Source organism: Streptomyces sp. NPDC046915 (genome assembly GCF_040644935.1).
Taxonomy (GTDB): Bacteria; Actinomycetota; Actinomycetes; order Streptomycetales; family Streptomycetaceae; genus Streptomyces.
On the sequence record NZ_JBEYXB010000005.1, the window covers coordinates 361,952 to 384,710 of the forward strand.

Below are 22,759 nucleotides of genomic sequence, written 5' to 3' on the forward strand. Positions count from 1 at the left end.
CGCGATGCCGCGCAGGATCGTCGTCTGCCTCGACGGCACCGGAAACCAGGTGGGCGCGAGCCATCCCACCAACGTGGTCCGGCTGCTGGAGATGTTCGAGGCCGACGATCCCGCGCGGCAGTTGCTCTACTACGACCCCGGGGTCGGGACCATGTCCTCGGCCACCGCGCACGGGCCGGCCGGGCGGGCGCTGTCCCGCGGTTGCGGTCTGGCGTTCGGCACCGGACTGCGGGCCAACCTCGCCGAGGCGTACACGTATCTGATGCGGCACTGGCAGCCGGGCGACCTGGTGTACGTCTTCGGCTTCAGCCGCGGCGCCTACACCGCCCGGGCCCTGGTGGGCATGCTGAACAAGCCCGGACTGATGCGCCCCGGCGCGGAGAACCTGGTGCCCTACGCCGTGGCGAAGTACGCCTTCAACCAGGACATCGGCGAGAGCGAGCGGGAGGTCGCGCGGTTCTCGCACGCGTTCTGCCGGCGGACCGAACTGGAGCCGCTGTGGGCGGAGGTCAAGCGGAACGATCCACGGCAGGTCTCGCACCACGCCCTTCCGGTCGCCTGCCTCGGCGTCTGGGACACCGTGAAGGCGGCCGGTCTGCTGCGCCTGGGCGACCTGCGCTGGCCGTACACGCGCCTGCTGCCCAACGCCGCCCGTGTCCGGCACGCCGTGTCCCTCGACGAGAGGCGCCGGCCCTTCCGGGAGTACCTGGTGACGCCCCGGCCGGGCACGGTCGAGGAGGTCTGGTTCGCCGGGGTGCACTCCGACGTCGGCGGCACGTTCGTGCACGAGGAGGGCGAGCCGCTGCTCTCCACGATCGCCCTGAAGTGGATCACCGACGGCGTCACACGTGATCTGCTGTTCCGCCCCGGCGCCTACACCAGGACCTGCGCCCTGACCGAGGACTTCGCCACCGCCGCCGTCCACACCAACGGCCCGCTATGGACCATTGCGGGCCGGCGCTCCCGTCCCGTGCCCGCGGACGCGGTGCTCCACGCGAGCGTCCGGCTCCGCCGGGAACGGGAGCCCGGGTACCGCCCGGACCTGCCCGGCCCCGCGGACGGGGCCCGGTGGGCCGATCCGGACTGGACGAAGCCGGTTCCGCCGCCCGGGGGTTGACTCGGTACGGGCGCTCAGGCGTCCCAGTCCGCGAGGCGGTGCAGTGCGGCGGCGGTCCGGCCGAACCCGTCGTCCCCCAGCAGGCCGCGGAGTTCGGCGTTGAACCGGTCGACCTCGGGCTGCGCGGCGGTCAGGGCGGCCTCTCCGGCGTCGGTCAGCTCCAGGGCGACGGCCCGGTGTTCGCGCGGGTGCGGGTTCCTGGCCACCAGCCCGGCCGTGGTGAGCCGCCGGGCCAGCGCCGTGACGGCGGGCTCCCCGAGGCCGAGCGTGCGGGCGAGTTCCCCCTGGGTCGCCCCCGGTGTGTCGCGCACGGCGTACAGCGCGCCGAGCTGGGCCGTGGTGACCCCCGCGGCGGCCAGGCAGCGCCGGTCGGCGGCGGTGCGCAACTGGTGCGCGGCGCGCTGCAACAGGAAGAACAGTCGCTGGTCGGGCGGCTCGGACATGGGCCGATCTTGACAGACGGACCGTGCCCGCGCCAGCCTGACTTCACTAGTGAAGTGAAAAACCGGACCGCGAGGGAGACCGTGGAGACCCTGGACCTGGAACACGCCCGGAAGGCCCTGGCCGGGCAGCCCTTCAGCGTGCTGCTCGGCACCCGGCTGACGGCGTTCGGCGACGGCTCGGCCGAGCTCGAACTGGACATCCGGGCCGAACTGCTCCAGCAGTACGGCTTCGTGCACGGCGGAGTCCTCGGATACGCGGCGGACAACACCCTGACCTTCGCCGCGGGCTCCGTGCTCGGCCCCCGGCTGATCACCGCCGGCTACACCATCGACTACCTCCGCCCGGCCCGGGGAACGCTCCTGCGGGCCCGCGCCGAAGTGGTCCGGGCCGGTCGCACCCTCGCGGTCTGCCGGTGCGACGTGTTCACGGCCGACGCGGAGGGCCGGGAGACCCTGTGCGCCGCGGCCCAGGGAACGATCGCGGTGGCCGAGCACGCGCGGACCGCCCCTGGACGCCTGCCCGACGAGCCGTGAGACTGGGGCGTCAGCCAGCACTCCCAGGCTCCGGGACGGTGACCATGGACCAGGAAAAGACAGCGCCGCGCGTCGAACTCACCCCGCAGGCCGCCGATCTGCTGCGCCGGCTGCGCGCGGAGCACGGGCCGCTGATGTTCCACCAGTCCGGCGGCTGCTGCGACGGCAGCGCGCCCATGTGCTACCCGGACGGCGAGTTCCGCACCGGCGACTCCGACGTGCTGCTGGCCGAACTGACGGTCGAGGGCGTCGACGAGCCGGTGACCTTCTGGATGTCGAGGAGCCAGCACGAGGTGTGGAGCCACACCCGGCTGATCGTGGACGTGGTGCCCGGACGGGGCAGCGGCTTCTCCCTGGAGGCACCCGAGGGGGTGCGTTTTCTCACCCGTTCTCGCGTAGTCGACGCGTAGCGACCGCGCCGGACACCGCGGTCTGGTGCACTTCCCCTGAGTCCTGGGACATTTGACGAGACATCAGGGGGGACAGTGACGCGTCGTCGGAAACGGTACGCGGCGGGCAGAGCGGTCGGCACGGTTCTCACGGCGTTCGGTGTGCTGGCCGGTGCCGCCCTGACGGGGGCGGCACCGGCCGCCGCCGTACGGGGCACCGGCACCGAGATCGCGCCGGGTGTCACCTACGAGCAGTTCGACCTTCCCGCGGCCAAGGGCATGACCCACGCCCACCTGCTGACCGTGGACCTGCGCGACAAGCACGTACACCTGGACCTGCTCCACCCGGGCGCGGTGGCCGCCCGCGCCCCCGTCTCCCAGCTGGCCGACACGGCGGGCGCGGTCGCGGGCGTCAACGGCGACTTCTTCAACATCACCGAGACCCAGCACCCGGGCGTCGAGGCGACCGGCGCCACGGTGGGACCGGCGATCGCGCACGGCCGGGTGCTCAAGGCGGCGGTCCCGGCCGGACAGCGGTTCGGCCCCGCGCTGCCGCCCGGCACGACCACCGAGGACGTCCTCGGCGTGGGCACCGACCGGCGGGCCCGCCTGGACCGGCTCCGCCTCGAAGGCTCCGTGGGCACGCCCGGGGGCCGGCTGCCGCTCGGCGGGCTCAACCAGTACGCGCTGCCGGTGGACTCCGTCGGCGCGTTCACCGCGCGGTGGGGCAGCGCCTCCCGGGTCCGCGCCACCTGCGGCACGGACACCGACCGGGCGGCCCCGTGCAGCACGGACACCTACGAGGTGACGGTCCGTCACAATCGCGTGCTGTCCGCCTCCGACAAGCCCGGCAGCGGTCCCATCGCCGCGGGCACCACGGTGCTGGTCGGCCGGGAGGCGGGCGCGCAGCGGCTGCGGAAGCTGTCCACGGGCGAGCGGGTGACCGTGCGGTACCGGCTGGTGGCGTCCGGATCCGGGGTCCGGTACCGCTTCGCGCTGGGCGGCTATCCGGTGCTGCGGGGCGGGCAGCCGCTGCCCGGGCTGGACCGCGTCACCTCGGCCGTACGCACGGCCGTGGGCATCGCGGGCGGCGGGCGCCGGCTGCTGCTGTTGGCGCTCGACGGCGCGCCGGCCTACCGCAGTGGTCTGACGATCGCCGAAGTGGCCGACGAGATGCGGGCGTTGGGCTCGGTCGACGCGTTCAGCCTGGACGGTGGCGGCTCGACCGAGCTGGTCGCGCGCGAGCCGGGGGCCGACACGGTGTCGGTGCGCAATCACCCGAGCGGTGGCGCCGAGCGCCCCGTGCCCAACGGCATCGGGGTCTTCTCGGCGCCGTGACGCGCGGACGGCTCATGGCCGCAGGCTGCCGACCAGCTCGGCGGTCGCGGCCAGCCCGCTGTGGATGGTGGGGGCCATGCTCGTGCTGGCCAGGTAGAAGCCGAGCAGGGCACAGACCAGGGCATGGGAGATCTTCAGTGCGCCATTGCGAATGAAGATCACCGCCATGATCAGGAACAGCAGCACCACAGAGATCGAAACGGCCATCGCGAACCTCCTCCGCCACATCCACATCGCGGCTTTCGCCCGCAAGTGTGGCGTAGCGGAGGGTTCGCCCCGCGAGCCGACATGTCCCCCGTTCGTGTGATGTTTACGAGTTCGGGTGGGCGTCCAGGAACGCCTCCAGTCCCGCGAGGTCGTCGGTGTTGAAGTAGTCGGCGCCGGCGGCGAGCAGTTCCGTCCACAGCGCGTCCCGCGCCGGACCGGCCGTGTCGGGGGTGGCCCAGAACCGGACCTGCTGCCCGTGGGCGTGTGCCTCCGTGATGATGCTCCGCAGCTTCTGCCGCTCGGCGTCCGGGAACGGGCCGTCGCCCAGCCAGCTGAAGTTGAGCGTCCAGTTGTCGCTGATCAGCGGGATGAAGGAGGCGGGCGCCGCGCTGCCGAGGTCGGTGAGCCGGCCGTCGTAGAAGGCCCGGCGGACGCTCTGTGCCTCCATGGGCGTGCGGGCGGCGCGGTCGCCGGAGATCACGGCGGTGACGGGCCCGGGGTGGACACGTCCGTGGGCGTAGGTGGTGAACAGGTGCTTGTAGCGCAGGAGGTGGCGGTCGAGTTCGAGGTACGTCGAGGAGCCCTCGGTCTTGATGTCGATGAGGAGCTGCACCGGTCGGCGCCAACCGCGGTACACGGAACCGTGGTTGGCCTTCACCCGGGCGGCGAGCGGGTCGAGGTAGAGGGACTCGAGGGTGCGGGACGGGTCGAGCTCGGTGGCGTCGTGGGCGATGAGCAGCTGGTCGCCGACGAGGAAGATGTCGGCCTCGACGCTGCCGAAGCGGTGGTCGAGGGCGTCGAAGAGGGGGCGGGGGTGCTCGTAGTCGTTGTGCGCGTGGGCACGCCACAGCGGACGCGGGCCGTGCTTCCGCTGCGCCGCCAGTGCCTGCGCGCCGGGCAGGGCGAGCGAACCCGCGAGGGCGGCGCCGAGGGTGGTGAGGGCTCTGCGACGGGTGGTGAGGGCCATGTCATGCCTCCCTGTGAGGGCCGTGTGGACCTCAGTGAGTATGAGGTCCACCGGCCACCGAAGAGACTGTGCCTGACAGGAGTTGGCCTGACTGCCGCTGGGCGTTCACCGCCTCCCCGCGGGGCACACGAAAGAGCCCGCCCCAGGTGGGGCGGGCTTTCCCTCGTGTACGTCAGGGAGCGCGCAGGTCGACCAGTTCGGCCACCGCGGCACGGTGGGCGCCCGCCGTGCCGTAGGCGATCGAGTCGGCCTTGGCCCGCTTCAGGTACAGGTGGACGGGGTGTTCCCAGGTCATGCCGATACCGGCGTGGAGCTGGAGCGCCTCCTCGGCGGCGTGGACGGCGACCGGCGCCGCGTACGCCTGGGCCACGGCGACCGCCACGGCCGCCTCCTCTGCGGACTCGCCGGTCGCCAGCGCGTCGGCCGCGTTGCGGGCGGCGGCACGGAGGTTGACGACCTCCAGCCACAGCTGGGCGAGCCGGTGCTTGAGCGCCTGGAACCCGCCGACGGGCCGGTTGAACTGCTTGCGCTCCTTGAGGTAGCGCACCGTTTCCGTCAGCGTCCAGTCGGCGAGCCCCAGTTGCTCGGAGGCGAGGAGCCCGGCCCCGGCGCGCAGGGCGCGGCGTACGGCGGGTTCGGCGTCACCGATCCGGCGGGCGACCGCCCCGTCGAGGGTGACGGTCGCGAGCGGCCGGGTGAGGTCGAAGGAGATCTGCGGGGTGACGGTCACGCCGTCGGCGCGGACGTCGAAGGCGTACAGCCCGCCGTCGTCGGCCGGCACCAGCAGCACGTCGGCGTCCGCCGCGTCCGCGATGCCGGTCAGCTCCCCGTACAGGGGGCCGTCCTCGTGGCGTACGGCCTTGAAGGCGCCGCCCGGAGCGACGTGCAGCGCGACGGCGAGGGCTGCGGTCCTGCGCCCCGACGCCAGTTCGGCGAGCAGGTCGTCGGCGACGTCGCAGGCGAGCAGTGCCTCGGTGGCGACGACGGCACTGGTGAGGAACGGCACGGGGGCGACGGCGCGCCCCAGCTCCTCCAGGACCACGGCGGCCTCACGGTGCGTGGCGCCCTGACCGCCCAGCACCTCGGGCACCAGCAGGCCCGCGAGGCCCATGCCCTCGGCGAGGGCCTTCCACGCCTTGAGGTCGTGCGGGGTGTCGGACTCGGTACGCGCGATGACACCGGGCGCGTCGCAGTGGTCGGCGAGCAGGTCCCGTACGGCGGCCCGCAGCGCCTCTTCCTCCTCCGAGTACAGCAGATCGGGCTGTGTTGTCATCGGGACAGGTCCTTCCACGCGACGTCCTTGTCGGTGCGCGGCTCGGCGGGCAGGCCCAGGACGCGCTCGGCGACGATGTTCAGCAGGACCTCGGTGGTCCCGCCCTCGATGCTGTTGCCCTTGGAGCGCAGATAGCGGTAGCCGGCGTCGCGGCCGGTGAAGTCGACCAGCTCGGGGCGGCGCATGGTCCAGTCGTCGTACAACAGGCCTTCCTCGCCGCGGAGTTCCACCTCCAGGCCACTGATCTCCTGGTTGAGGCGGGCGAAGGCGAGCTTCATGCCGGCGCCCTCGGGGCCGGGCTGGCCGGCGACGAGCTGCTGGCGCAGGCGTTCGGCGGTGACGCGGGAGACCTCGGCCTCGACCCAGAGCTTCAGCAGCCGCTGGTGCAGGTCGTGGGTGCGCAGCTCGGGGCGTTCGCGCCAGGTCTTGGACACCGGGCCGATCATGCCGCCCTCACGGGGCAGCCGCATGCCGCCGATGGCGACGCGTTCGTTGTTCAGCGTGGTCTGCGCGACCCGCCAGCCGTCGCCGACCTCGCCGAGGCGATGGGCATCGGGGATGCGGACGTCGGTGAGGAAGACCTCGTTGAACTCGGCCTCGCCGGTGATCTGCCGCAGCGGGCGGACCTCGACGCCGGGGTCGGTCATGTCGCAGAGGAAGTAGGTGATGCCGGCGTGCTTGGGCACGTCCGGGTCGGTGCGGGCGATGAGGATGGCCCAGCGGGAGTTGTGCGCGCCGGACGTCCACACCTTCTGCCCGTTGACGACCCATTCGTCGCTCTCACGCACCGCCCGCGTGCCCAGTGCGGCCAGGTCGGACCCGGCGCCCGGCTCGCTGAACAGCTGGCACCAGACCTCCTCGCCCGTCCACAGCGGCCGCAGGAACCGCTGCTTCTGCTCCTGAGTGCCGTACTTGAGGATCGTCGGCGCGGCCATGCCGAGCCCGATCCCGTTGCGGCGCGAGTCGTTGTCGGGGGCGCCGGCGGCCTCCAGCTCGGCGTCCACCACGCCCTGAAGGGATCGCGGCGCGCCCAGCCCGCCGAGACCCTCCGGGTAGTGCACCCAGGCGAGCCCCGCGTCGAACCGGGCCCGCAGGAAGTCCAGCCGGTCGGTGCCGGCGGGCGGGTGCGCGGCCAGCAACTCCTCGGTGCGGCGCTTGAGTTCGGCTGCGTCGGTCATGCTGCGGCTCCGTTCTCCAGGGACGGCACGACGGCGACCCGGCCGATGGTGACCCCGTCACCGACCCGCTGCACGGCCGCCGCCGCGCCGGCCAGCGGCACCCGCTCGCTGACCAGGGGCTTGATCGCGCCCCGGGCCGCCAGCTCGGTGAGCTGCTCGTGGCAGTGCTGGACGAGCTTGGGGTTCTTGGTGTTGTACAGGCCCCAGTGCAGGCCGAGGATCGAGTAGTTCTTCACCAGGGCGTGGTTGAGGCCCGGGCTGGGGATGCTGCCGCTGGCGAAGCCCACCACCACGATGCGGCCCTCGAAGGCGACGGCCTTGGCGGACTGCGCGTACGCCTCACCGCCGACCGGGTCGTAGATCACGTCGGCGCCCCGGCCGCCGGTGGCCTGCTTGACCGCCGCGACGACGTCCTCGGCACGCCGGTCGATCACGACGTCGCAGCCCAGCTCGCGGGCGACGGCGGCCTTGTCGGCGCCGCCGACCACGCCGATGACGGTGGCGCCGGCCGCCTTGCCGAGCTGCACGGCCGCGCTGCCGACCCCTCCTGCGGCAGCGTGGACCAGCAGCGTCTCACCGGCTTCGAGCCCGGCCCGGCGGTGCAGGCCGAACCACCCCGTCTGGTAGCCGATGTGCAGGGCGGCGGCCTCGGCGTCGTCCAGCGAGTCCGGCGCGGGCAGCAGGGCGGCGGCGTCCGCGACGGCGTACTCGGCGAACCCGCCGTACGGCAGCGCGGGGTTGGCGATCACCCGCCGTCCGTCCTCGGTCTCGCCGCAGATCTCCACGCCCGGCGTGAAGGGGAGCGGCGGGCGTACCTGGTAGTGGCCCCGGGCCATGAGCACGTCCGGGAAGTTGATATTGGCGGCACGCACCTTCAGCAGGACCTGGCCGTCGCCGGGCGTGGGCCGCTCCACCTCGGCCAGCCGCATCACCTCGCTCGGCTCGCCGTTCTCGTGCACTTGCCATGCCTGCATGCGGGTGCCTCCACACGACTGCTTCGTCCGACGGGGTCGACTGCATACTAAGCGGTCGCTTGCCGATCGGGGAACAGTCACGTGCGTCACGCCTTCCGGGGCCGCGCCCGTATGTGCATCCGCTCCCCCTGCGGACCGAACAGGCTGAGGAACTCCACCGGGCCCTCCCCCGTCGACCCGAACCAGTGCGGCACCCGGGTGTCGAACTCGGCGGCCTCCCCGGCGGTGAGCACCACGTCGTGCTCGCCCAGCACCAGGCGCAGCCGTCCGGACAGCACGTACACCCACTCGTAGCCCTCGTGGGTGCGCGGGTCCGGGGCCGGCTCCCGCTGCGGTTCCAGCACCTTGTACGCCTGCAACCCGCCGGGCTGCCTGGTCAGCGGCCAGTGGGTGCGCCCGTACCGCACGATCGGCTCGGACCGCACCCGCGGATCCCCCACCGGCGGCGCGCCGACCAGTTCGTCCAGCGGCACCTGATGGGCCTGCGCGATCGGCAGCAGCAGTTCGAGGCTGGGCTTGCGCAGACCGGACTCCAGCCGGGAGAGGGTGCTGACGGAGATCCCGGTCGACTCGGAGAGCGCGGCCAGGGTCACCTCCTTTTCCTTGCGGATACGCCGGAGCCTCGGGCCCACCTCGGCCAGTACGTCATCGGTCGTCATGGCCGTTATTGCAGAACCGGCAACAAGGTTTGTCAACGTGGCAGGTCGGGTGTGACCGTCCCCCCATGACCGAGAACAGCGACAACACCCACGAGGACAACACCTACGAAGTCGTCGTCGTCGGAGGCGGCGCGGCCGGCCTGTCCGCCGCCCTGGTCCTCGGCCGGGCCCGGCGCCGCACCCTGGTCGTGGACGCGGGCGAGCCCCGCAACGCCCCCGCCGCGCACATGCACGGCTATCTGTCGCGCGACGGCATGCCGCCCGCCGAGTTCCTGGCCGTCGGCCGCGAGGAGACCGCGCGGTACGGCGTGGAACTGGTCCGGGACCGGGCGGTGGAAGCCACCAGGGGGACGGGCTTCACCGTGCGGCTGGAGAGCGGGCGGACCGTCCACGCCCGGCAGCTGGTCGTCGCCACCGGCCTGAAGGACGAGCTGCCGCCGGTCGCGGGCCTCGCCGAGCGCTTCGGCCGGGACGTGCTGCACTGCCCCTACTGCCACGGCTGGGAGGTGCGCGACCGGGCGTTCGGCGTCCTCGCCGGCACGCCGATGAGCGTCCACCAGGCGCTGATGGTGAGCCAGTGGTCCAAGGACGTCACCTTGTTCCTGCACGAGGTCGCCGAGGAGCTCCTCACCGACGACGACCTGCGCAGACTGGCGGCGGCCGGGGTCCGGACGGTGCGCGGCGAGGTGACCGAGGTGCTCACCGACGACGACCGGCTGACCGGCGTCCGGCTCGCGGACGGGTCGGTGCACGACCGCGAGGTGCTCTTCGTCGCGCCCCGGGCCGTGCCGCAGACCGGTCTGCTGGCCGCGCTGGGCGCGGAGCTGACCGAGACGCCCTTCGGCAGCTACCCGGTGATCGACGAACGCGGCCTGACGACCGTGCCCGGACTGTGGGCGGCGGGCAACGCGAGCGGGTTCGCGGAGCAGGTGATCAACGCGGCCGGCCGGGGCTACCGGGCGGGCGCGGCGATCAACGGCGAGCTGCTGTTCGCCGATCTGGACGCGGCCGTGGGGGTGTAGCCCCGGCGGCCCCGTAGCACCATGGCTGCATGCTGCTGTCCCGGCTCGCCCACGTGTCCCGCGAGGTCGCCGCCACCTCGGCGCGGTCCCGGAAGACCGCCCTGCTCGCCGAGCTGTTCCGGGAGGCGGAGGCGGACGACGTGCCGATCGTCATCCCGTATCTCGCGGGACGGCTGCCGCAGGGACGGCTCGGGGTCGGCTGGAAGGTGCTCTCCCGCCGCGTCCCGCCCGCCGCCGAGCCGTCCCTCACCGTGGCCGAGGCCGACGCCCGGCTCACCGAACTCGGCAAGGTCTCCGGGCCCGGCTCGCAGGCGGAACGGACGCGGCTCGTCGGTGAGCTGATGGGCGCGGCCACCGAGGACGAGCAGCGCTTCCTGCTCGGGCTGATCACCGGCGAGGTACGGCAGGGCGCCCTGGACGCGGTCGCCGTGGAGGGGCTGGCCGGGGCGACCGGCGCGGACGCGGCGGACGTACGGCGGGCGGTGATGCTCGCCGGTTCGCTCCAGACGGTCGCCGAGGCGCTGCTCGCCGAGGGGCCCGGGGCGCTGGACCGCTTCCGGCTGACCGTCGGCCGGCCGGTGCTGCCGATGCTCGCGCACAGCGCCTCGTCGGTCGCCGAGGCGGTCGGGAAGCTCGGCGCCTGCGCGGTGGAGGAGAAGCTGGACGGCATCCGCGTGCAGGTCCACCGGGACGGGGCCACGATCCGGGTGGTCACCCGCACCCTCGACGACATCACCGACCGGCTGCCCGAAGTGACCTCGGCCGCGCTGGAACTGGCGGGTGAGCGGTTCATCCTGGACGGCGAGGTGATCTCCTTCGACGCGGCCGGGCGGCCCCGTTCCTTCCAGGAGACGGCGGGCCGGGTCGGCTCACGGGTGGACGTGGCGAAGGCCGCCGAGGAGGTGCCCGTCTCCCCCGTCTTCTTCGACGCGCTCGCGGTCGGCGACCGCGACCTGCTCGACCTGCCGTTCGCCGAGCGGCACGCGGAGCTGGCCCGGCTGGTGCCCGAGCCGATGCGGGTGCGCCGGACGCTGGTGTCCGGGCCGCAGGACGTCACCGAGGCCGAACGGTTCCTCGCCGACACCCTCGCCCGCGGCCATGAGGGCGTGGTCCTCAAGGCTCTCGACGCCTCCTACAGCGCGGGCCGGCGCGGCGCGTCCTGGCTGAAGGTCAAGCCCGTGCACACGCTCGACCTAGTCGTCCTGGCCGCCGAGTGGGGCCACGGCCGGCGCACCGGCAAGCTGTCCAACCTGCATCTCGGCGCCCGTACCCCGGACGGCGGCTTCGCCATGCTCGGCAAGACCTTCAAGGGCATGACCGACGCGATGCTCACCTGGCAGACCGAGCGGCTCGCCGGGCTGGCGGTCCGGGAGCACGGCTGGGGGGTGACCGTACGCCCCGAACTCGTCGTGGAGATCGCCTACGACGGCCTCCAGCGCTCCTCCCGCTACCCGGCCGGCGTCACCCTCCGTTTCGCCCGTGTCGTCCGCTACCGTGACGACAAGCGCCCCGAGGAGGCGGACACCGTCGAGACGCTGCTGGCCGCGCACCCGGAGGTGAGGCCGTGAGCCCGACCGCGCCCCGGCGCAGCGCCGGACTGCTGTTGTTCCGGCACATCGACGGCGGCCTGGAGGTGTTGCTCGGGCATATGGGCGGCCCCTACTACAGCAAGAAGGACGCGGGCGCCTGGACCGTCCCGAAGGGCGAGTACGGGCCCGAAGAACCCGCCTGGGACGCCGCCCGCCGGGAGTTCCGGGAGGAGTTGGGCCTGCCGCCGCCCGACGGGGAGGCCGTGGCGCTGGGCGAGGTCCGGCAGACGGGCGGCAAGATCGTCACGGCCTGGGCGGTCGAGGCCGACCTCGACCCGGAGACCATCGAGCCCGGCACCTTCACCATGGAGTGGCCGCCGAGGTCGGGCCGCCGCCAGGAGTTCCCCGAGCTGGACCGCGTGCGGTGGTTCGGCCTGGACCGGGCCCGCGCGCTGATCGTCACGGCACAGGCCGCGTTTCTGGACCGGCTGGCGGAGCACTCGGACCCCAGGTGAGCCGCCCCGCGGCCCGCCCGGACGGACACGTCCGCTCCGCGTTGCGGCGCCGACCGCCGCGCGGGAAGGTCGTATCAAGCCCTGCTCCGAGGGAGGTCAGCCATGCCCATCGCGACGGTGAACCCGGCGAACGGTGAGACGCTCAAGACGTACGAGGCCATGGGCGAGGAAGAACTGGAGCGCCGGCTCCAGCTCGCCGAGGCCACGTTCCGCACCTACCGGACGACGCCCTTCGCGGCACGCGCCCGTCTGCTGACCAGGGCCGCCGACGTCCTCGACGAGGACCAGCCGGAGATCGGCCGTGTCATGACCACAGAGATGGGCAAGCCGGTCAAGCAGGCCCGCGCGGAGGCCGCGAAGTGTGCCAGGGCGATGCGCTGGTACGCCGAGCACGCCGAGGAACTGCTGGCGGACGAGGAGCCCGCGGAGTCCGACGTGAAGGACTCCGGGGCCTCCCGCGTCCGGGTGCGCTACCGGCCGCTCGGCCCGGTGCTCGCCGTGATGCCGTGGAACTTCCCCCTGTGGCAGGTGATCCGCTTCGCGGCCCCGGCCCTGATGGCGGGCAACGTGGGCCTGCTCAAGCACGCCTCCAACGTCCCGCAGACCGCCCTCTACCTGGAGGACCTGTTCCACCGGGCGGGCTTCACGGAGGGCTGTTTCCAGACCCTGCTGATCGGCTCGGGCGCGGTCGACGACATCCTGCGCGACGAGCGCGTGAAGGCGGCCACGCTCACCGGCAGCGAGCCCGCGGGCCGGGCGGTCGCCTCCACCTCCGGAGAGATGATCAAGAAGACGGTGATGGAGCTGGGCGGCAGCGACCCGTTCGTCGTGATGCCGTCCGCCGACATCGACCGCGCCGCCGAGGTCGCGGTGACCGCGCGGGTGCAGAACAACGGGCAGTCCTGCATCGCGGCGAAGCGGTTCATCGTGCACACCGACGTCTACGACCGCTTCACCGAGCGGTTCGTCGCGGGCATGAAGGCCCTCAAGGTCGGCGACCCGCTGGAGGAGGAAACGGAGGTGGGGCCGCTCGCCAGCGAGCAGGGGCGGTCCGATCTGGAGGAACTGGTCGACGACGCCCGGCGCGGCGGGGCCGAGGTGCTGTGCGGCGGCCTGCGGCCGGAGGGGCCCGGCTGGTACTACGCGCCGACCGTCCTCGCCGGCATCACCCGCGAGCTGCGGATCCACCGCGAGGAGGCGTTCGGGCCGGTGGCGACCCTGTACCGGGCCAGTGACCTGGACGAGGCGGTGCTCATCGCCAACGACTCGCCGTTCGGACTGAGTTCGAACGTGTGGACGCGCGACGAGGCCGAGGTCGACCGGTTCGCCCGGGACCTGGAGGCCGGCGGTGTGTACGTCAACGGCATGACCGCGTCGCACCCGGCGTTTCCGTTCGGTGGTGTGAAGAGGTCGGGGTACGGACGTGAGCTGTCCGGGCACGGAATCCGGGAGTTCTGCAACATCACGACCGTTTGGCAGGGTGCATGACGGTTGCACGACTACCATCCCGTCTGTGAACCGCGAAGTGACTCTGCCTCTGATCGTCGACGACCGCGGGACCTTGCAGGTGGCTGCCTCCGAAGTGAGCAAGTTGCTGCGGACGGTCGGTGGGCGGTGGCTGCGTCTCGTGGAGGCCGGGGAGGACGGCCTCGACGAGGACACGGTTGCCGCGCTGACCATCGAGCTGGCGAAGCTGGCCGATCGGATCGATGTCGCGTGTATCGCCCACAGCAGCGGGGGTGCGCCGTAGGGCAGGGGGTCACCGGTCTGGAGTAGTCCGACGCGAGATCGTCGCTCACTCGGGTGATCGTGGATGGACCACCCCCTGAGGTGAACCACCTTCTGACCGGTGGGTGAAAGCCCGCCGGACGGCGAAAGCAGGCACGGTTCATGGCGACTCTGTGCAAACCCTCGGTGTCGGTTCCGGAGTACGTGATCACGATGGAGGAGACGCTGGAGCTGGCGCGCTCCCGTCACGCGGACCACCCACAGCTGCCGCTCGCTCTCCGGCTGATCGAGAACACGGGCGTGAAGACCCGGCACATCGTGCAGCCGATCGAGGAAACCCTGAAGCACCCGGGCTTCGAGGAGCGCAACAAGCTCTACGAGGCCGAGGCCAAGGCCCGGGTCCCCGCGGTGATCCAGCGCGCGCTGGACGACGCGGAGCTGCTCACCAGCGACATCGACGTGATCGTCTTCGTCTCGTGCACCGGCTTCATGATGCCCTCGCTCACGGCATGGCTGATCAACGAGATGGACTTCGACAGCACCACCCGGCAGATGCCCATAGCCCAGCTGGGCTGTGCCGCCGGTGGCGCCGCGATCAACCGGGCCCACGACTTCTGCACGGCCTACCCCCAGGCCAACGCGCTGATCGTGGCATGCGAGTTCTGCTCGCTCTGCTACCAGCCCACCGACCTCGGCGTCGGATCGCTGCTCTCCAACGGCCTGTTCGGTGACGGCATCGCCGCCGCCGTGGTCCGCGGCCGGGGCGGCACCGGCGTGGAGCTCGAGCGCAACGGCTCGTACCTGATCCCGAAGACCGAGGACTGGATCATGTACGACGTCCGGGCCACCGGCTTCCACTTCCTGCTGGACAAGCGGGTGCCGGCGACCATGGAGCCACTCGCCCCGGCCCTTCAGGCCCTGGCCGGCACGCACGGCTGGGACGCGTCCGACCTGGACTTCTACATCATCCACGCGGGCGGTCCCCGAATACTCGACGACCTCAGCACGTTCCTGGAGGTCGAACCGCACGCGTTCCGCTTCAGCCGGGCCACGCTCACCGAGTACGGCAACATCGCCAGCGCCGTCGTACTGGACGCCCTGCGCAGGCTGTTCGACGAGGGCGGCGCCGAGCACCGGGCGCGCGGGCTGCTGGCCGGATTCGGCCCCGGCATCACCGCGGAGATGACGCTGGGCCGCTGGAGCTTCGAGGACGAAGGCGCGGCATGACCGAGGACGAGGCGAGGCTGCGATGACGGCGACCGAGGGGCTGCTGGTGCCACCGGGCCACGGCCGGGTGGTGCAGACCCCGGCCCAGCGCGTGACCTTCAAGGTGACCGGCACGCACTCACGGACGGCCTCCACCTTCGAGGTGGAGGTCCCGCCGGGCTTCGACGTGGGCGCCCATGTGCACTCCCGCAGCGAGGAGTTGTTCTACGTGCTGGAGGGCGAGCTGGACGTCCTCGCCTTCGAGCCACGCGTCCGCACCCCCGACAACTGGCAGAAGTGGGAGTCGGGTTCGGGCAACCGGGTGGTCCGGGCGACCCCGGGCACGGTCATCGTCGTACCGCCGGGGTGCCCGCACGCGTTCGCGAACCCGACGGAGGCGCCGGCGCGGATGTTCTTCCAGGCCTCCCCTCCCCCGGACCACGAGCGCTACTTCGAGGAGCTGCTCGAGATCCTGGGGGACGGGGGGCCGCCGGACCACGAGGCGATCGAGGCGCTGCGCAAGCGCTACGACATCGAGCAGCTCACGCCCCTGCGGCACCGGTGAACCACGGCGCTACCGGATCGGCATCCCGGCGAGCGTCCGGGCGATCACCAGGCGCTGGATCTCACTCGTGCCCTCGAAGATGGTGTAGATCGCGGCGTCGCGGTGCATGCGCTCCACCGGGTACTCCCTGGTGTAGCCGTTGCCGCCGAGGATCTGTATCGCCTGGCCGGTGACCGTCTTCGCGGTCTCGCTGGCGAACAGCTTCGACATCGAGCCCTCGGCCGCGGTGAACGGCTTGCCGTTGACCGCCATCCAGGACGCCCGCCACACGAGGAGCCGGGCGGCGTCGATCTGCGTCCGCATGTCCGCGAGCTGGAAGGCGACACCCTGGTTGTCGATGATCGGGCGGCCGAACTGCTCCCGCGTCATGGCGTAGTCGAGGGCGACCTCGTACGCGGCCCGGGCGGTGCCCACCGCCATCGCGCCCACCGCCGGCCGCGAGGCTTCGAACGTGGCCATCGCCGCGTTCTTCACTCGCTCGCCACCCTGCCTGGCCCGCTCCCGGGCCCGGGCGAAGCGCTCGTCCAGCTTCTCCTTGCCGCCGAGCAGGCAGGAGCCGGGGACACGGACGTTCTCCAGGACGACCTCGGCGGTGTGCGAGGCGCGGATGCCGTGCTTCTTGAACTTCTGGCCCTGGGAGAGACCGGGCGTGCCCGCCGGGACGATGAAGGAGGCGTGGCCCTTGGACCCGAGCTCCGGGTCGACCACGGCGACGACGACGTGGACGTTGGCGATGCCGCCGTTGGTCGCCCAGGTCTTCGTGCCGTTGATCACCCACTCGTCCTTGGCCTCGTCGTACACCGCGCGCGTACGCATGGAGGCCACGTCGGAGCCGGCGTCGGGCTCGGAGGAGCAGAAGGCGGCCACCTTCACGTCATTGGCGTCGCCGTACATCTGGGGGATCCAGGTGCCGATCTGTTCCTCGGTCCCGTTGGCGAGAACGCCCACGGCGGCCAGGCCGGTGCCCACAATGGACAGGGCGATGCCCGCGTCACCCCAGAACAGCTCCTCCATGGCCATCGGGATACCGAGCCCGGTGGGGTCGAAGTACTGCTGCGCGTAGAAGTCGAGGGAGTAGATGCCGACCTTCGCGGCCTCCTGGATGACCGGCCAGGGAGTCTCCTCACGCTCGTCCCATTCGGCGGCCGCGGGCCGTATGACGTCGGCGGCGAAGCCGTGCAGCCAGTCCCGGACCTCCTTCTGTTCGTCGTTGAGCTCCATGGTGAACTCGGCCATGTCCCCTCCAGCGGCGGCACGTGCGTGTTACTAGCGGTAACAGGAGTCTGTTACCCGTCGGTAGGAAAAGTCAACTCCAGACAGCTCCTCGGCATCCCGTTCGATGTCAGGGGCATCTTCAGTGTTAGTTTGCGCTGGCGTCACCGAATCAGCACGGGTGGGGAGAGCACATGGACACCACACAGCGGACCGATCAGCAGCGATCAGCCGACCGCCGACGGCGCGAGCTGCTGGAGGCCGCCGACCGGGTGGTGCTCCGCGACGGCCCGCAGGCCTCGATGAACGCCATCGCCGCGGAGGCGGGCATCACCAAGCCGATCCTGTACCGCCACTTCGGCGACAAGGGCGGCCTTTACGCCGCCTTGGCCAAGCGGCACACGGACGCCCTGCTCGATTCGCTGCGGGCCGCGCTGGACGCCCCCGCGGAACGGCGGGAGCGGGTCGAGGCCACGCTGGACACCTACCTCGCCGCCATCGAGGCCCGGCCCCAGGTGTACCGCTTCCTCATGCACCCCTCGGAGGGCGGTCAGGGCGGCGACCAGGGCTTCGACGTCGGCAAGCACTCGGCTCCGCTGCTGCGGCGGATGGGCGAGGAGCTGGCCCAGGTCATCGAGGACCGGCTGGACCTGGGCCCGGGAGGTCAGCAGCTGGCCCGGGTGTGGGGGCACGGGATCGTCGGGATGATGCATGCGGCGGGCGACTGGTGGCTGGGTGAACGCCCGTGCTCCCGCGCGGAGTTGGTGCGCAGCCTGGCCGACCTGCTGTGGGGCCGCCTGGCGGCGGCGGGGGACAAGATCGGCGGTCCGGGGTTCTGAGACCCCCGCACCGGTCCGTCCCGGTCCGGTCATCTCCCCCACGACGCCCGCGCCACCTGTCGCATCAGCCTGCGGTGGCGCCGGCCCGTCAGATGGTCCGCGTACAGCCTGCCCTCCAGGTGGTCGTACTCGTGTTGCAGGCACCGGGCGAAGAACCCCGTGCCGTGCACGGTGACCGGCTCCCCGGTCACCGTGCCGCCCTCGACGACCGCGTGGTCGTACCGCTCCGTCCCCGCCTCCAGCCCCGGCAGGGACAGGCAGCCCTCCGGGCCCCGGATCACCACACCGTCCGCCTCCACCAGCCGTGGGTTCACCACATGTCCCAGATGGCGCACATCGTCGTCATCCGGACAGTCGTAGACGAACACCCGCAACGGCACCCCGATCTGATTCGCGGCCAGGCCCACACCCTGCGCCGCGTACATCGTGGCGAAAAGGTCCTCCACGAGGGCCGACAGCTCGGGGCCGAAGTCCGTGACGTCCCCGCACGGCTCGCGCAGTACCGGGTCGCCGAGCAGGGTGAGAGGCCGGACCCGCCCTCGGGCGCCCGGGATGAAACCTTGTCGCATGGCGGCAAGGGTACGGTTCCTTCGGCCCATACCCGCCGCGCAGACGTGGGCCGCGGTTCGGGCACGTGAGTGGATCTCGATAGGCTGAGGCCTCACCACGTTGCCGGTTGGCTTCAGGCGCGGCGCGTACGCAAGGAGGATCGAGAACTGATGGCAGGCAACTCGGACCCGCTCACGCCGCGGGCCAAGCTGGCGGTGACCGCGGGCAAGGCGGTCGCGGCGGCGTCCCGCGCCGCGGGGCGCGGCAGCGGATCGGTGATCGGCGGCCGGGTGGCACTCAAGCTCGACCCCGACCTCCTCGCCCGGCTCGCCCAGCACCTGGACGTCGTCCTGGTCTCGGCGACCAACGGCAAGACCACGACCACCCGGCTCATCGCCGAGGCCCTGCGGGCGGCCGGCCCGGTCGTGTCCAACGCGCTCGGCGCCAACATGCCGGCCGGCATCACCTCGGCGCTGGCGGGCGGCTCGGAAGCCAAGTTCGCCGTCATCGAGGTCGACGAGAAGTACCTGGCCGGTGTGGCCCGGGACACCGACCCGAAGTGCATCGCGCTGCTCAACCTCTCCCGCGACCAGCTCGACCGCGCCGCCGAGACCCGGATGCTCGCCGAGAACTGGCGCGAGGGCCTGGCCGGCACCAAGGCCGTGATCGTCGCCAACTGCGACGACCCGCTGGTGGTGTGGGCCGCGTCCTCCTCCCCCAATGTGATCTGGGTCGCGGCCGGGCAGATGTGGAAGGACGACGCCTGGTCCTGCCCGTCCTGCGGCGGTGTGATGCAGCGGCCGGGCGACGACTGGTTCTGCGGCGAGTGCGGCTTCCGCCGTCCGACGCCGAGCTGGGCGCTGTCCGGGGACCACGTCCTCGACCCGCACGGCTCCGCCTGGCCGATCCACCTCCAGCTGCCGGGCCGCGCCAACAAGGCCAACGCCACCTCCTCCGCGGCCGTCGCCGCCGTGTTCGGGGTGCCGCCGCAGGTCGCCCTGGAGCGGATGTACCAGGTGCAGGCGGTCGCCGGACGCTACGACGTCGTGCAGTTCGAGGGCCGTGACCTGCGTCTGCTGCTGGCGAAGAACCCGGCCGGCTGGCTGGAGACGTTCTCGCTCATCGACCCGCCGCCCGCCCCGGTGATCCTCTCCGTGAACGCCCGCGGCGCCGACGGCACGGACACCTCCTGGCTGTGGGACGTCGACTACACGCGGCTGACCGGCCACCCGATCTTCGTCATCGGCGACCGGAAGCTCGACCTCGCGGTCCGTCTGGAGGTCGCGAACCAGCACTTCCAGGTCTGCGAAAACCTGGACCAGGCCGTGCAGATGTGCCCGCCGGGCCGGGTCGAGGTCATCGCGAACTACACCGCGTTCCAGGACCTGCGCCGCCGCGTCGGCAACTGACCACGAAGGACGATCACTTGATGAGCGACAACCAACTGCGGCTGGTGTGGATCTACCCGGATCTGCTGAGCACCTACGGCGACCAGGGCAACGCGCTGGTCATCGAGCGGCGGGCGCGGCAGCGCGGTCTGGACGTGGCGCGGCTCGACGTGCGCAGCGACCAGCCGATCCCGACCTCCGGCGACATCTACCTGATCGGCGGGGGCGAGGACCGGCCCCAGCGGCTCGCCGCGGAGCGGCTGCGCCGCGACGGGCACCTGTACCAGGCGGTGCAGAACGGCGCGATCGTCTTCGCGGTGTGCGCCGGCTACCAGATCCTCGGCCACGAGTTCGTCAACGACCTCGGCCAGCGGGAGCCCGGCCTCGGCCTGCTCGACGTCACCACGGTGCGCAACGAGGGCGAGCGGTGCGTGGGCGACGTCCTCGCGGACATCGACCCGCGCCTGGGCCTGCCCCAGCTGACCGGGTTCGAGAACCACCAGGGCATCACCCACCTCGGCCCCACCGCCCGCCCCTTCGCCCAGGTCCGCCTGGGCAAGGGCAACGGCACCGGCGACGGCACCGAGGGCGCGTACAACGACACCGTCTTCGGTACGTACATGCACGGGCCCGCCCTCGCCCGCAACCCGCTGATCGCAGACCTGCTGCTGAAGCTGGCGCTGGACGTCAACGCGCTGCCGCCGATCGACGACCGGTGGTACGAGGCGCTCCGCAACGAGCGCATCGCGGCCGCGCAGCAGCCCGCCTAGGCGGTTCCCGCTCCGGTAGTCCCGAGGCCCGGTCTAGAGGTACTGAAGTCGCCTTCAAGCGCCCTCCGTCAAGGTTGTCCGCAGGCCCGCCTGACAGCCTGTCCGCTCACATGTGCGGGCACGTCCAGCAGGCGGACGCCTGCTACGGAGCCACCCCCACACGCCGGTAGGGTGGCCGGGTTCCAGCCGGACAGCGTGGTCCGGTCCCCGGCCCACGTCTAGAAGGTATTCGGGCTATGCGCATTGGTGTCCTCACGTCCGGCGGCGACTGCCCCGGCCTGAACGCCGTCATCCGGTCCGTCGTGCACCGTGCCGTCGCCGACCACGGCGACGAGGTCATCGGATTCCGGGACGGCTGGAAGGGCCTCCTGGAGTGCGACTACCTCAAGCTCGACCTCGACGCCGTAGGCGGCATCCTGGCGCGCGGCGGTACCATCCTCGGCTCCTCCCGGGTCCGTCCGGAGCACCTGAGGGACGGTGTGGCGCGGGCCAAGGGGCACGTCGAGGAGCTCGGTCTCGACGCGATCATCCCGATCGGCGGTGAGGGCACGCTGAAGGCGGCCCGCCTGCTGTCGGACAGCGGCCTGCCCATCGTGGGCGTGCCGAAGACCATCGACAACGACATCGCTGTCACGGACGTCACCTTCGGCTTCGACACGGCCGTCGGCGTCGCCACCGAGGCCCTGGACCGGCTGAAGACCACCGCCGAGTCCCACCAGCGTGTGCTGATCGTGGAGGTCATGGGCCGCCACACCGGCTGGATCGCGCTGCACTCCGGCATGGCGGCCGGCGCGCACGCCATCGTCGTACCGGAGCGGCCCTTCGACATCGACGAGCTGACCCGGAAGGTCGGCGAGCGGTTCGAGGCGGGCAAGCGGTTCGCGATCGTGGTGGCGGCCGAGGGCGCCAAGCCGAAGCCCGGTGCCATGGAGTTCGACGAGGGCGGCAAGGACATCTACGGCCACGAGCGCTTCGCCGGGATCGCCCGGCAGCTCTCCGTCGAGCTGGAGGAGCGGCTCGGCAAGGAGGCGCGGCCGGTCATCCTCGGACATGTGCAGCGCGGTGGCACGCCGACCGCGTACGACAGGGTGCTGGCCACGCGCTTCGGCTGGCACGCGGTGGAGGCGGTGCACCGCGGGGAGTTCGGCAAGATGACCGCGCTGCGCGGTACGGACATCGTGATGGTGTCGCTGGCCGAGGCCGTGAAGACGCTGAAGACCGTGCCCTCGGAGCGGTACGACGAGGCGGAGTGCGTTCTGTGACGTTCCGGTCCGAGTGGACCTCTCTGCCCCCGGTCGCGGACGTGACCGGGGGCGGTTCTACTCTTGGGGGCGGACAGACGCGTACAACCCCCACGAATCAGGAGCCGGCGGATGGATCACAGCGGGCACGGCATGGTCATGGATCTGCCGCCGTTCACGCTGGGGCGGGGTCTTCAGTGGTCGGCGGACCCGTTCTTCCTCGTTGCCTGCCTGGTGGGGCTCGGGCTGTACGGGTGGGGCGTCGTACGGCTGCGGCGGCGCGGTGACGCCTGGCCGGTCGGCCGGACCGTGTCGTACGCCGTGGGTGTGCTGACCATCGGGCTGATGATGTGCACCAGGCTGAACGACTACGGCATGGTCATGTTCAGCGTGCACATGGTCCAGCACATGGTGATCAGCATGCTGTCGCCGATCCTGGTCCTGCTGGGCGCCCCGGTCACCCTGGCGCTGCGCGCGCTGCCGGTCGCGGGCAAGGGCCGCAAGGGTCCGCGCGAGCTGCTGCTGGTACTGCTGCACAGCCGGTACATGCAGGTGATCACACATCCCGTGTTCACGATCCCGCTGTTCATCGCGAGCCTGTACGCGCTGTACTTCACGCCGATCTTCGACTTCCTGATGGGCTCGAAGACGGGGCACGTCGCGATGATGGTGCACTTCCTCGCGGTGGGTGTGGTGTTCTTCTGGCCGATCATCGGTGTGGACCCGGGGCCGCACCGGCCCGGGTACCTGCTGCGGATGCTGGAGCTGTTCGCGGGCATGCCGTTCCACGCGTTCTTCGGGATCGCGCTGATGATGGCCTCGACGCCGATGGTGGAGACGTTCCGGAACCCGCCCGCCTCGCTCGGCATCGACGCGCTGTCCGACCAGAACGCGGCCGGCGGGATCGCCTGGGCGTTCAGCGAGATCCCGTCCGTGCTGGTGCTGATCGCGCTGCTGTTCCAGTGGTACGGCTCCGAGCAGCGGCAGGCCAAGCGCAAGGACCGGGCCGCCGACCGCAACGGGGACCAGGAACTGGAGGCGTACAACGCCTATCTGGCCTCACTGAACGCGCGCGAGAGCTGAGTCATCGGTATGCCGTAGCCGGGCCGTTCGGGG

At 71.8% G+C, this 22,759-nt stretch carries 24 protein-coding genes and 1 pseudogene; 16 read left to right on the top strand and 9 right to left on the bottom strand.

All coding sequences use genetic code 11. The features are described from left to right. Positions 1–4 precede the first annotated feature (4 nt). Entirely contained in the window at positions 5–1,117 is a 1,113-nt protein-coding gene (locus ABZ915_RS15635; RefSeq protein WP_361801918.1) for a DUF2235 domain-containing protein, read from the top strand. Between the two features lie 14 nt (positions 1,118–1,131). On the opposite strand, the gene ABZ915_RS15640 is transcribed toward ABZ915_RS15635, so the two are convergent. Further along, positions 1,132–1,560 (bottom strand): MarR family winged helix-turn-helix transcriptional regulator, encoded by a 429-nt coding sequence (locus ABZ915_RS15640; RefSeq protein WP_361801921.1) that lies wholly within the window; start codon positions 1,558–1,560, stop codon positions 1,132–1,134. A 54-nt stretch (positions 1,561–1,614) separates the two neighbouring features. Between ABZ915_RS15640 and ABZ915_RS15645 the strand changes: the two genes are divergently transcribed. The 3 genes from ABZ915_RS15645 (at position 1,615) to ABZ915_RS15655 (ending at position 3,821) form a co-directional block, all read left to right on the top strand. Beyond that, the gene (locus ABZ915_RS15645) at positions 1,615–2,094 is read left to right on the top strand and encodes a PaaI family thioesterase (RefSeq protein WP_361801923.1); all 480 of its coding nucleotides are present in this window, start codon (positions 1,615–1,617) and stop codon (positions 2,092–2,094) included. A gap of 44 nt (positions 2,095–2,138) precedes the next feature. Further along, on the top strand, positions 2,139–2,504 hold the full coding sequence (locus tag ABZ915_RS15650) for a DUF779 domain-containing protein (RefSeq protein ID WP_361801926.1): 366 nt from the start codon (positions 2,139–2,141) through the stop codon (positions 2,502–2,504). 75 nt (positions 2,505–2,579) lie between these two features. Continuing rightward, positions 2,580–3,821: a phosphodiester glycosidase family protein gene (locus ABZ915_RS15655; RefSeq protein WP_361801929.1), complete on the top strand. Its 1,242-nt coding sequence runs from the start codon at positions 2,580–2,582 to the stop codon at positions 3,819–3,821. A gap of 12 nt (positions 3,822–3,833) precedes the next feature. On the opposite strand, the gene ABZ915_RS15660 is transcribed toward ABZ915_RS15655, so the two are convergent. The 6 genes from ABZ915_RS15660 to ABZ915_RS15685 all read right to left on the bottom strand — a co-directional run bounded on the left by ABZ915_RS15660 (position 3,834) and on the right by ABZ915_RS15685 (position 9,079). Then, positions 3,834–4,028: a hypothetical protein gene (locus ABZ915_RS15660; protein ID WP_132854882.1), complete on the bottom strand. Its 195-nt coding sequence runs from the start codon at positions 4,026–4,028 to the stop codon at positions 3,834–3,836. Positions 4,029–4,131: 103 nt separating this feature from the next. Next, entirely contained in the window at positions 4,132–4,995 is an 864-nt protein-coding gene (locus ABZ915_RS15665; RefSeq protein WP_361801932.1) for a phosphatidylinositol-specific phospholipase C/glycerophosphodiester phosphodiesterase family protein, read from the bottom strand. Positions 4,996–5,167: 172 nt separating this feature from the next. Then, on the bottom strand, positions 5,168–6,268 hold the full coding sequence (locus ABZ915_RS15670; protein WP_361801935.1) for an acyl-CoA dehydrogenase family protein: 1,101 nt from the start codon (positions 6,266–6,268) through the stop codon (positions 5,168–5,170). Further along, on the bottom strand, positions 6,265–7,446 hold the full coding sequence (locus ABZ915_RS15675) for an acyl-CoA dehydrogenase family protein (protein ID WP_361801938.1): 1,182 nt from the start codon (positions 7,444–7,446) through the stop codon (positions 6,265–6,267). Before ABZ915_RS15675 ends, ABZ915_RS15670 begins: the two co-directional genes overlap by 4 nt. Further along, positions 7,443–8,420 (bottom strand): NADPH:quinone oxidoreductase family protein, encoded by a 978-nt coding sequence (locus ABZ915_RS15680; protein ID WP_361801941.1) that lies wholly within the window; start codon positions 8,418–8,420, stop codon positions 7,443–7,445. The genes ABZ915_RS15675 and ABZ915_RS15680 overlap by 4 nt, the downstream gene beginning before the upstream one ends. An 86-nt stretch (positions 8,421–8,506) precedes the next feature. Further along, on the bottom strand, positions 8,507–9,079 hold the full coding sequence (locus ABZ915_RS15685) for an XRE family transcriptional regulator (RefSeq protein ID WP_361801944.1): 573 nt from the start codon (positions 9,077–9,079) through the stop codon (positions 8,507–8,509). A 65-nt stretch (positions 9,080–9,144) separates the two neighbouring features. On the opposite strand from ABZ915_RS15685, the gene ABZ915_RS15690 reads away from it, so the two are divergent. The 7 genes and pseudogenes from ABZ915_RS15690 to ABZ915_RS15720 all read left to right on the top strand — a co-directional run bounded on the left by ABZ915_RS15690 (position 9,145) and on the right by ABZ915_RS15720 (position 15,644). Beyond that, a complete protein-coding gene (locus ABZ915_RS15690) occupies positions 9,145–10,101 on the top strand; it encodes an NAD(P)/FAD-dependent oxidoreductase (RefSeq protein ID WP_361801947.1) in 957 nt (318 codons plus the stop codon). Positions 10,102–10,130: 29 nt separating this feature from the next. After that, the gene (locus tag ABZ915_RS15695) at positions 10,131–11,669 is read left to right on the top strand and encodes an ATP-dependent DNA ligase (protein ID WP_361801950.1); all 1,539 of its coding nucleotides are present in this window, start codon (positions 10,131–10,133) and stop codon (positions 11,667–11,669) included. Continuing rightward, complete coding sequence (locus tag ABZ915_RS15700) at positions 11,666–12,145, top strand: NUDIX domain-containing protein (RefSeq protein ID WP_361801953.1); 480 nt, start codon at positions 11,666–11,668, stop codon at positions 12,143–12,145. The genes ABZ915_RS15695 and ABZ915_RS15700 overlap by 4 nt, the downstream gene beginning before the upstream one ends. Positions 12,146–12,247: 102 nt before the next feature. Then, a complete protein-coding gene (locus tag ABZ915_RS15705) occupies positions 12,248–13,633 on the top strand; it encodes an NADP-dependent succinic semialdehyde dehydrogenase (RefSeq protein WP_361801956.1) in 1,386 nt (461 codons plus the stop codon). A gap of 25 nt (positions 13,634–13,658) precedes the next feature. Continuing rightward, positions 13,659–13,895 carry a DUF6213 family protein gene (locus ABZ915_RS15710; protein WP_132854892.1) on the top strand — a complete coding sequence of 79 codons (237 nt, stop codon included), beginning with the start codon at positions 13,659–13,661 and terminating at the stop codon, positions 13,893–13,895. A gap of 134 nt (positions 13,896–14,029) precedes the next feature. After that, positions 14,030–15,100, top strand: a pseudogene (locus ABZ915_RS15715) (type III polyketide synthase); the annotation flags it as partial. Between the two features lie 22 nt (positions 15,101–15,122). Beyond that, positions 15,123–15,644 carry a cupin domain-containing protein gene (locus ABZ915_RS15720; protein WP_361801959.1) on the top strand — a complete coding sequence of 174 codons (522 nt, stop codon included), beginning with the start codon at positions 15,123–15,125 and terminating at the stop codon, positions 15,642–15,644. 9 nt (positions 15,645–15,653) lie between these two features. Here ABZ915_RS15720 and ABZ915_RS15725 read toward each other — a convergent pair whose 3' ends face one another. Then, entirely contained in the window at positions 15,654–16,880 is a 1,227-nt protein-coding gene (locus ABZ915_RS15725; RefSeq protein ID WP_361801962.1) for an acyl-CoA dehydrogenase family protein, read from the bottom strand. A gap of 170 nt (positions 16,881–17,050) precedes the next feature. On the opposite strand from ABZ915_RS15725, the gene ABZ915_RS15730 reads away from it, so the two are divergent. Next, complete coding sequence (locus ABZ915_RS15730) at positions 17,051–17,695, top strand: TetR family transcriptional regulator (RefSeq protein ID WP_361801965.1); 645 nt, start codon at positions 17,051–17,053, stop codon at positions 17,693–17,695. 29 nt (positions 17,696–17,724) lie between these two features. On the opposite strand, the gene def is transcribed toward ABZ915_RS15730, so the two are convergent. Continuing rightward, entirely contained in the window at positions 17,725–18,264 is a 540-nt protein-coding gene (gene def, locus ABZ915_RS15735) for a peptide deformylase (protein WP_361801968.1), read from the bottom strand. A gap of 150 nt (positions 18,265–18,414) precedes the next feature. On the opposite strand from def, the gene ABZ915_RS15740 reads away from it, so the two are divergent. The 4 genes from ABZ915_RS15740 to ABZ915_RS15755 all read left to right on the top strand — a co-directional run bounded on the left by ABZ915_RS15740 (position 18,415) and on the right by ABZ915_RS15755 (position 22,726). After that, on the top strand, positions 18,415–19,653 hold the full coding sequence (locus ABZ915_RS15740; protein ID WP_361801971.1) for a MurT ligase domain-containing protein: 1,239 nt from the start codon (positions 18,415–18,417) through the stop codon (positions 19,651–19,653). A gap of 20 nt (positions 19,654–19,673) precedes the next feature. Continuing rightward, complete coding sequence (locus tag ABZ915_RS15745) at positions 19,674–20,402, top strand: glutamine amidotransferase (protein WP_361801974.1); 729 nt, start codon at positions 19,674–19,676, stop codon at positions 20,400–20,402. 236 nt (positions 20,403–20,638) lie between these two features. Further along, the gene (locus ABZ915_RS15750; RefSeq protein ID WP_361801977.1) at positions 20,639–21,664 is read left to right on the top strand and encodes a 6-phosphofructokinase; all 1,026 of its coding nucleotides are present in this window, start codon (positions 20,639–20,641) and stop codon (positions 21,662–21,664) included. A 111-nt stretch (positions 21,665–21,775) separates the two neighbouring features. Continuing rightward, on the top strand, positions 21,776–22,726 hold the full coding sequence (locus ABZ915_RS15755) for a cytochrome c oxidase assembly protein (protein ID WP_361801980.1): 951 nt from the start codon (positions 21,776–21,778) through the stop codon (positions 22,724–22,726). Positions 22,727–22,759 lie beyond the last annotated feature (33 nt).

Excerpts from the sequence above, each read along its gene's own strand:
- ABZ915_RS15695 (WP_361801950.1), top strand. The coding sequence starts at position 10,131 with ATGCTGCTGTCCCGGCTCGCCCACGTGTCCCGCGAGGTCGCCGCCACC.
- ABZ915_RS15755 (WP_361801980.1), top strand. The coding sequence starts at position 21,776 with ATGGATCACAGCGGGCACGGCATGGTCATGGATCTGCCGCCGTTCACG.
- ABZ915_RS15750 (WP_361801977.1), top strand. The coding sequence starts at position 20,639 with ATGCGCATTGGTGTCCTCACGTCCGGCGGCGACTGCCCCGGCCTGAAC.
- ABZ915_RS15725 (WP_361801962.1), bottom strand. The coding sequence starts at position 16,880 with ATGGCCGAGTTCACCATGGAGCTCAACGACGAACAGAAGGAGGTCCGG.
- ABZ915_RS15720 (WP_361801959.1), top strand. The coding sequence starts at position 15,123 with ATGACGGCGACCGAGGGGCTGCTGGTGCCACCGGGCCACGGCCGGGTG.
- ABZ915_RS15690 (WP_361801947.1), top strand. The coding sequence starts at position 9,145 with ATGACCGAGAACAGCGACAACACCCACGAGGACAACACCTACGAAGTC.
- ABZ915_RS15745 (WP_361801974.1), top strand. The coding sequence starts at position 19,674 with ATGAGCGACAACCAACTGCGGCTGGTGTGGATCTACCCGGATCTGCTG.
- ABZ915_RS15705 (WP_361801956.1), top strand. The coding sequence starts at position 12,248 with ATGCCCATCGCGACGGTGAACCCGGCGAACGGTGAGACGCTCAAGACG.
- ABZ915_RS15635 (WP_361801918.1), top strand. The coding sequence starts at position 5 with ATGCCGCGCAGGATCGTCGTCTGCCTCGACGGCACCGGAAACCAGGTG.
- ABZ915_RS15685 (WP_361801944.1), bottom strand. The coding sequence starts at position 9,079 with ATGACGACCGATGACGTACTGGCCGAGGTGGGCCCGAGGCTCCGGCGT.
- ABZ915_RS15740 (WP_361801971.1), top strand. The coding sequence starts at position 18,415 with ATGGCAGGCAACTCGGACCCGCTCACGCCGCGGGCCAAGCTGGCGGTG.
- ABZ915_RS15650 (WP_361801926.1), top strand. The coding sequence starts at position 2,139 with ATGGACCAGGAAAAGACAGCGCCGCGCGTCGAACTCACCCCGCAGGCC.
- ABZ915_RS15660 (WP_132854882.1), bottom strand. The coding sequence starts at position 4,028 with ATGGCCGTTTCGATCTCTGTGGTGCTGCTGTTCCTGATCATGGCGGTG.
- def (WP_361801968.1), bottom strand. The coding sequence starts at position 18,264 with ATGCGACAAGGTTTCATCCCGGGCGCCCGAGGGCGGGTCCGGCCTCTC.
- ABZ915_RS15670 (WP_361801935.1), bottom strand. The coding sequence starts at position 6,268 with ATGACAACACAGCCCGATCTGCTGTACTCGGAGGAGGAAGAGGCGCTG.
- ABZ915_RS15640 (WP_361801921.1), bottom strand. The coding sequence starts at position 1,560 with ATGTCCGAGCCGCCCGACCAGCGACTGTTCTTCCTGTTGCAGCGCGCC.
- ABZ915_RS15680 (WP_361801941.1), bottom strand. The coding sequence starts at position 8,420 with ATGCAGGCATGGCAAGTGCACGAGAACGGCGAGCCGAGCGAGGTGATG.
- ABZ915_RS15730 (WP_361801965.1), top strand. The coding sequence starts at position 17,051 with ATGGACACCACACAGCGGACCGATCAGCAGCGATCAGCCGACCGCCGA.
- ABZ915_RS15665 (WP_361801932.1), bottom strand. The coding sequence starts at position 4,995 with ATGGCCCTCACCACCCGTCGCAGAGCCCTCACCACCCTCGGCGCCGCC.
- ABZ915_RS15675 (WP_361801938.1), bottom strand. The coding sequence starts at position 7,446 with ATGACCGACGCAGCCGAACTCAAGCGCCGCACCGAGGAGTTGCTGGCC.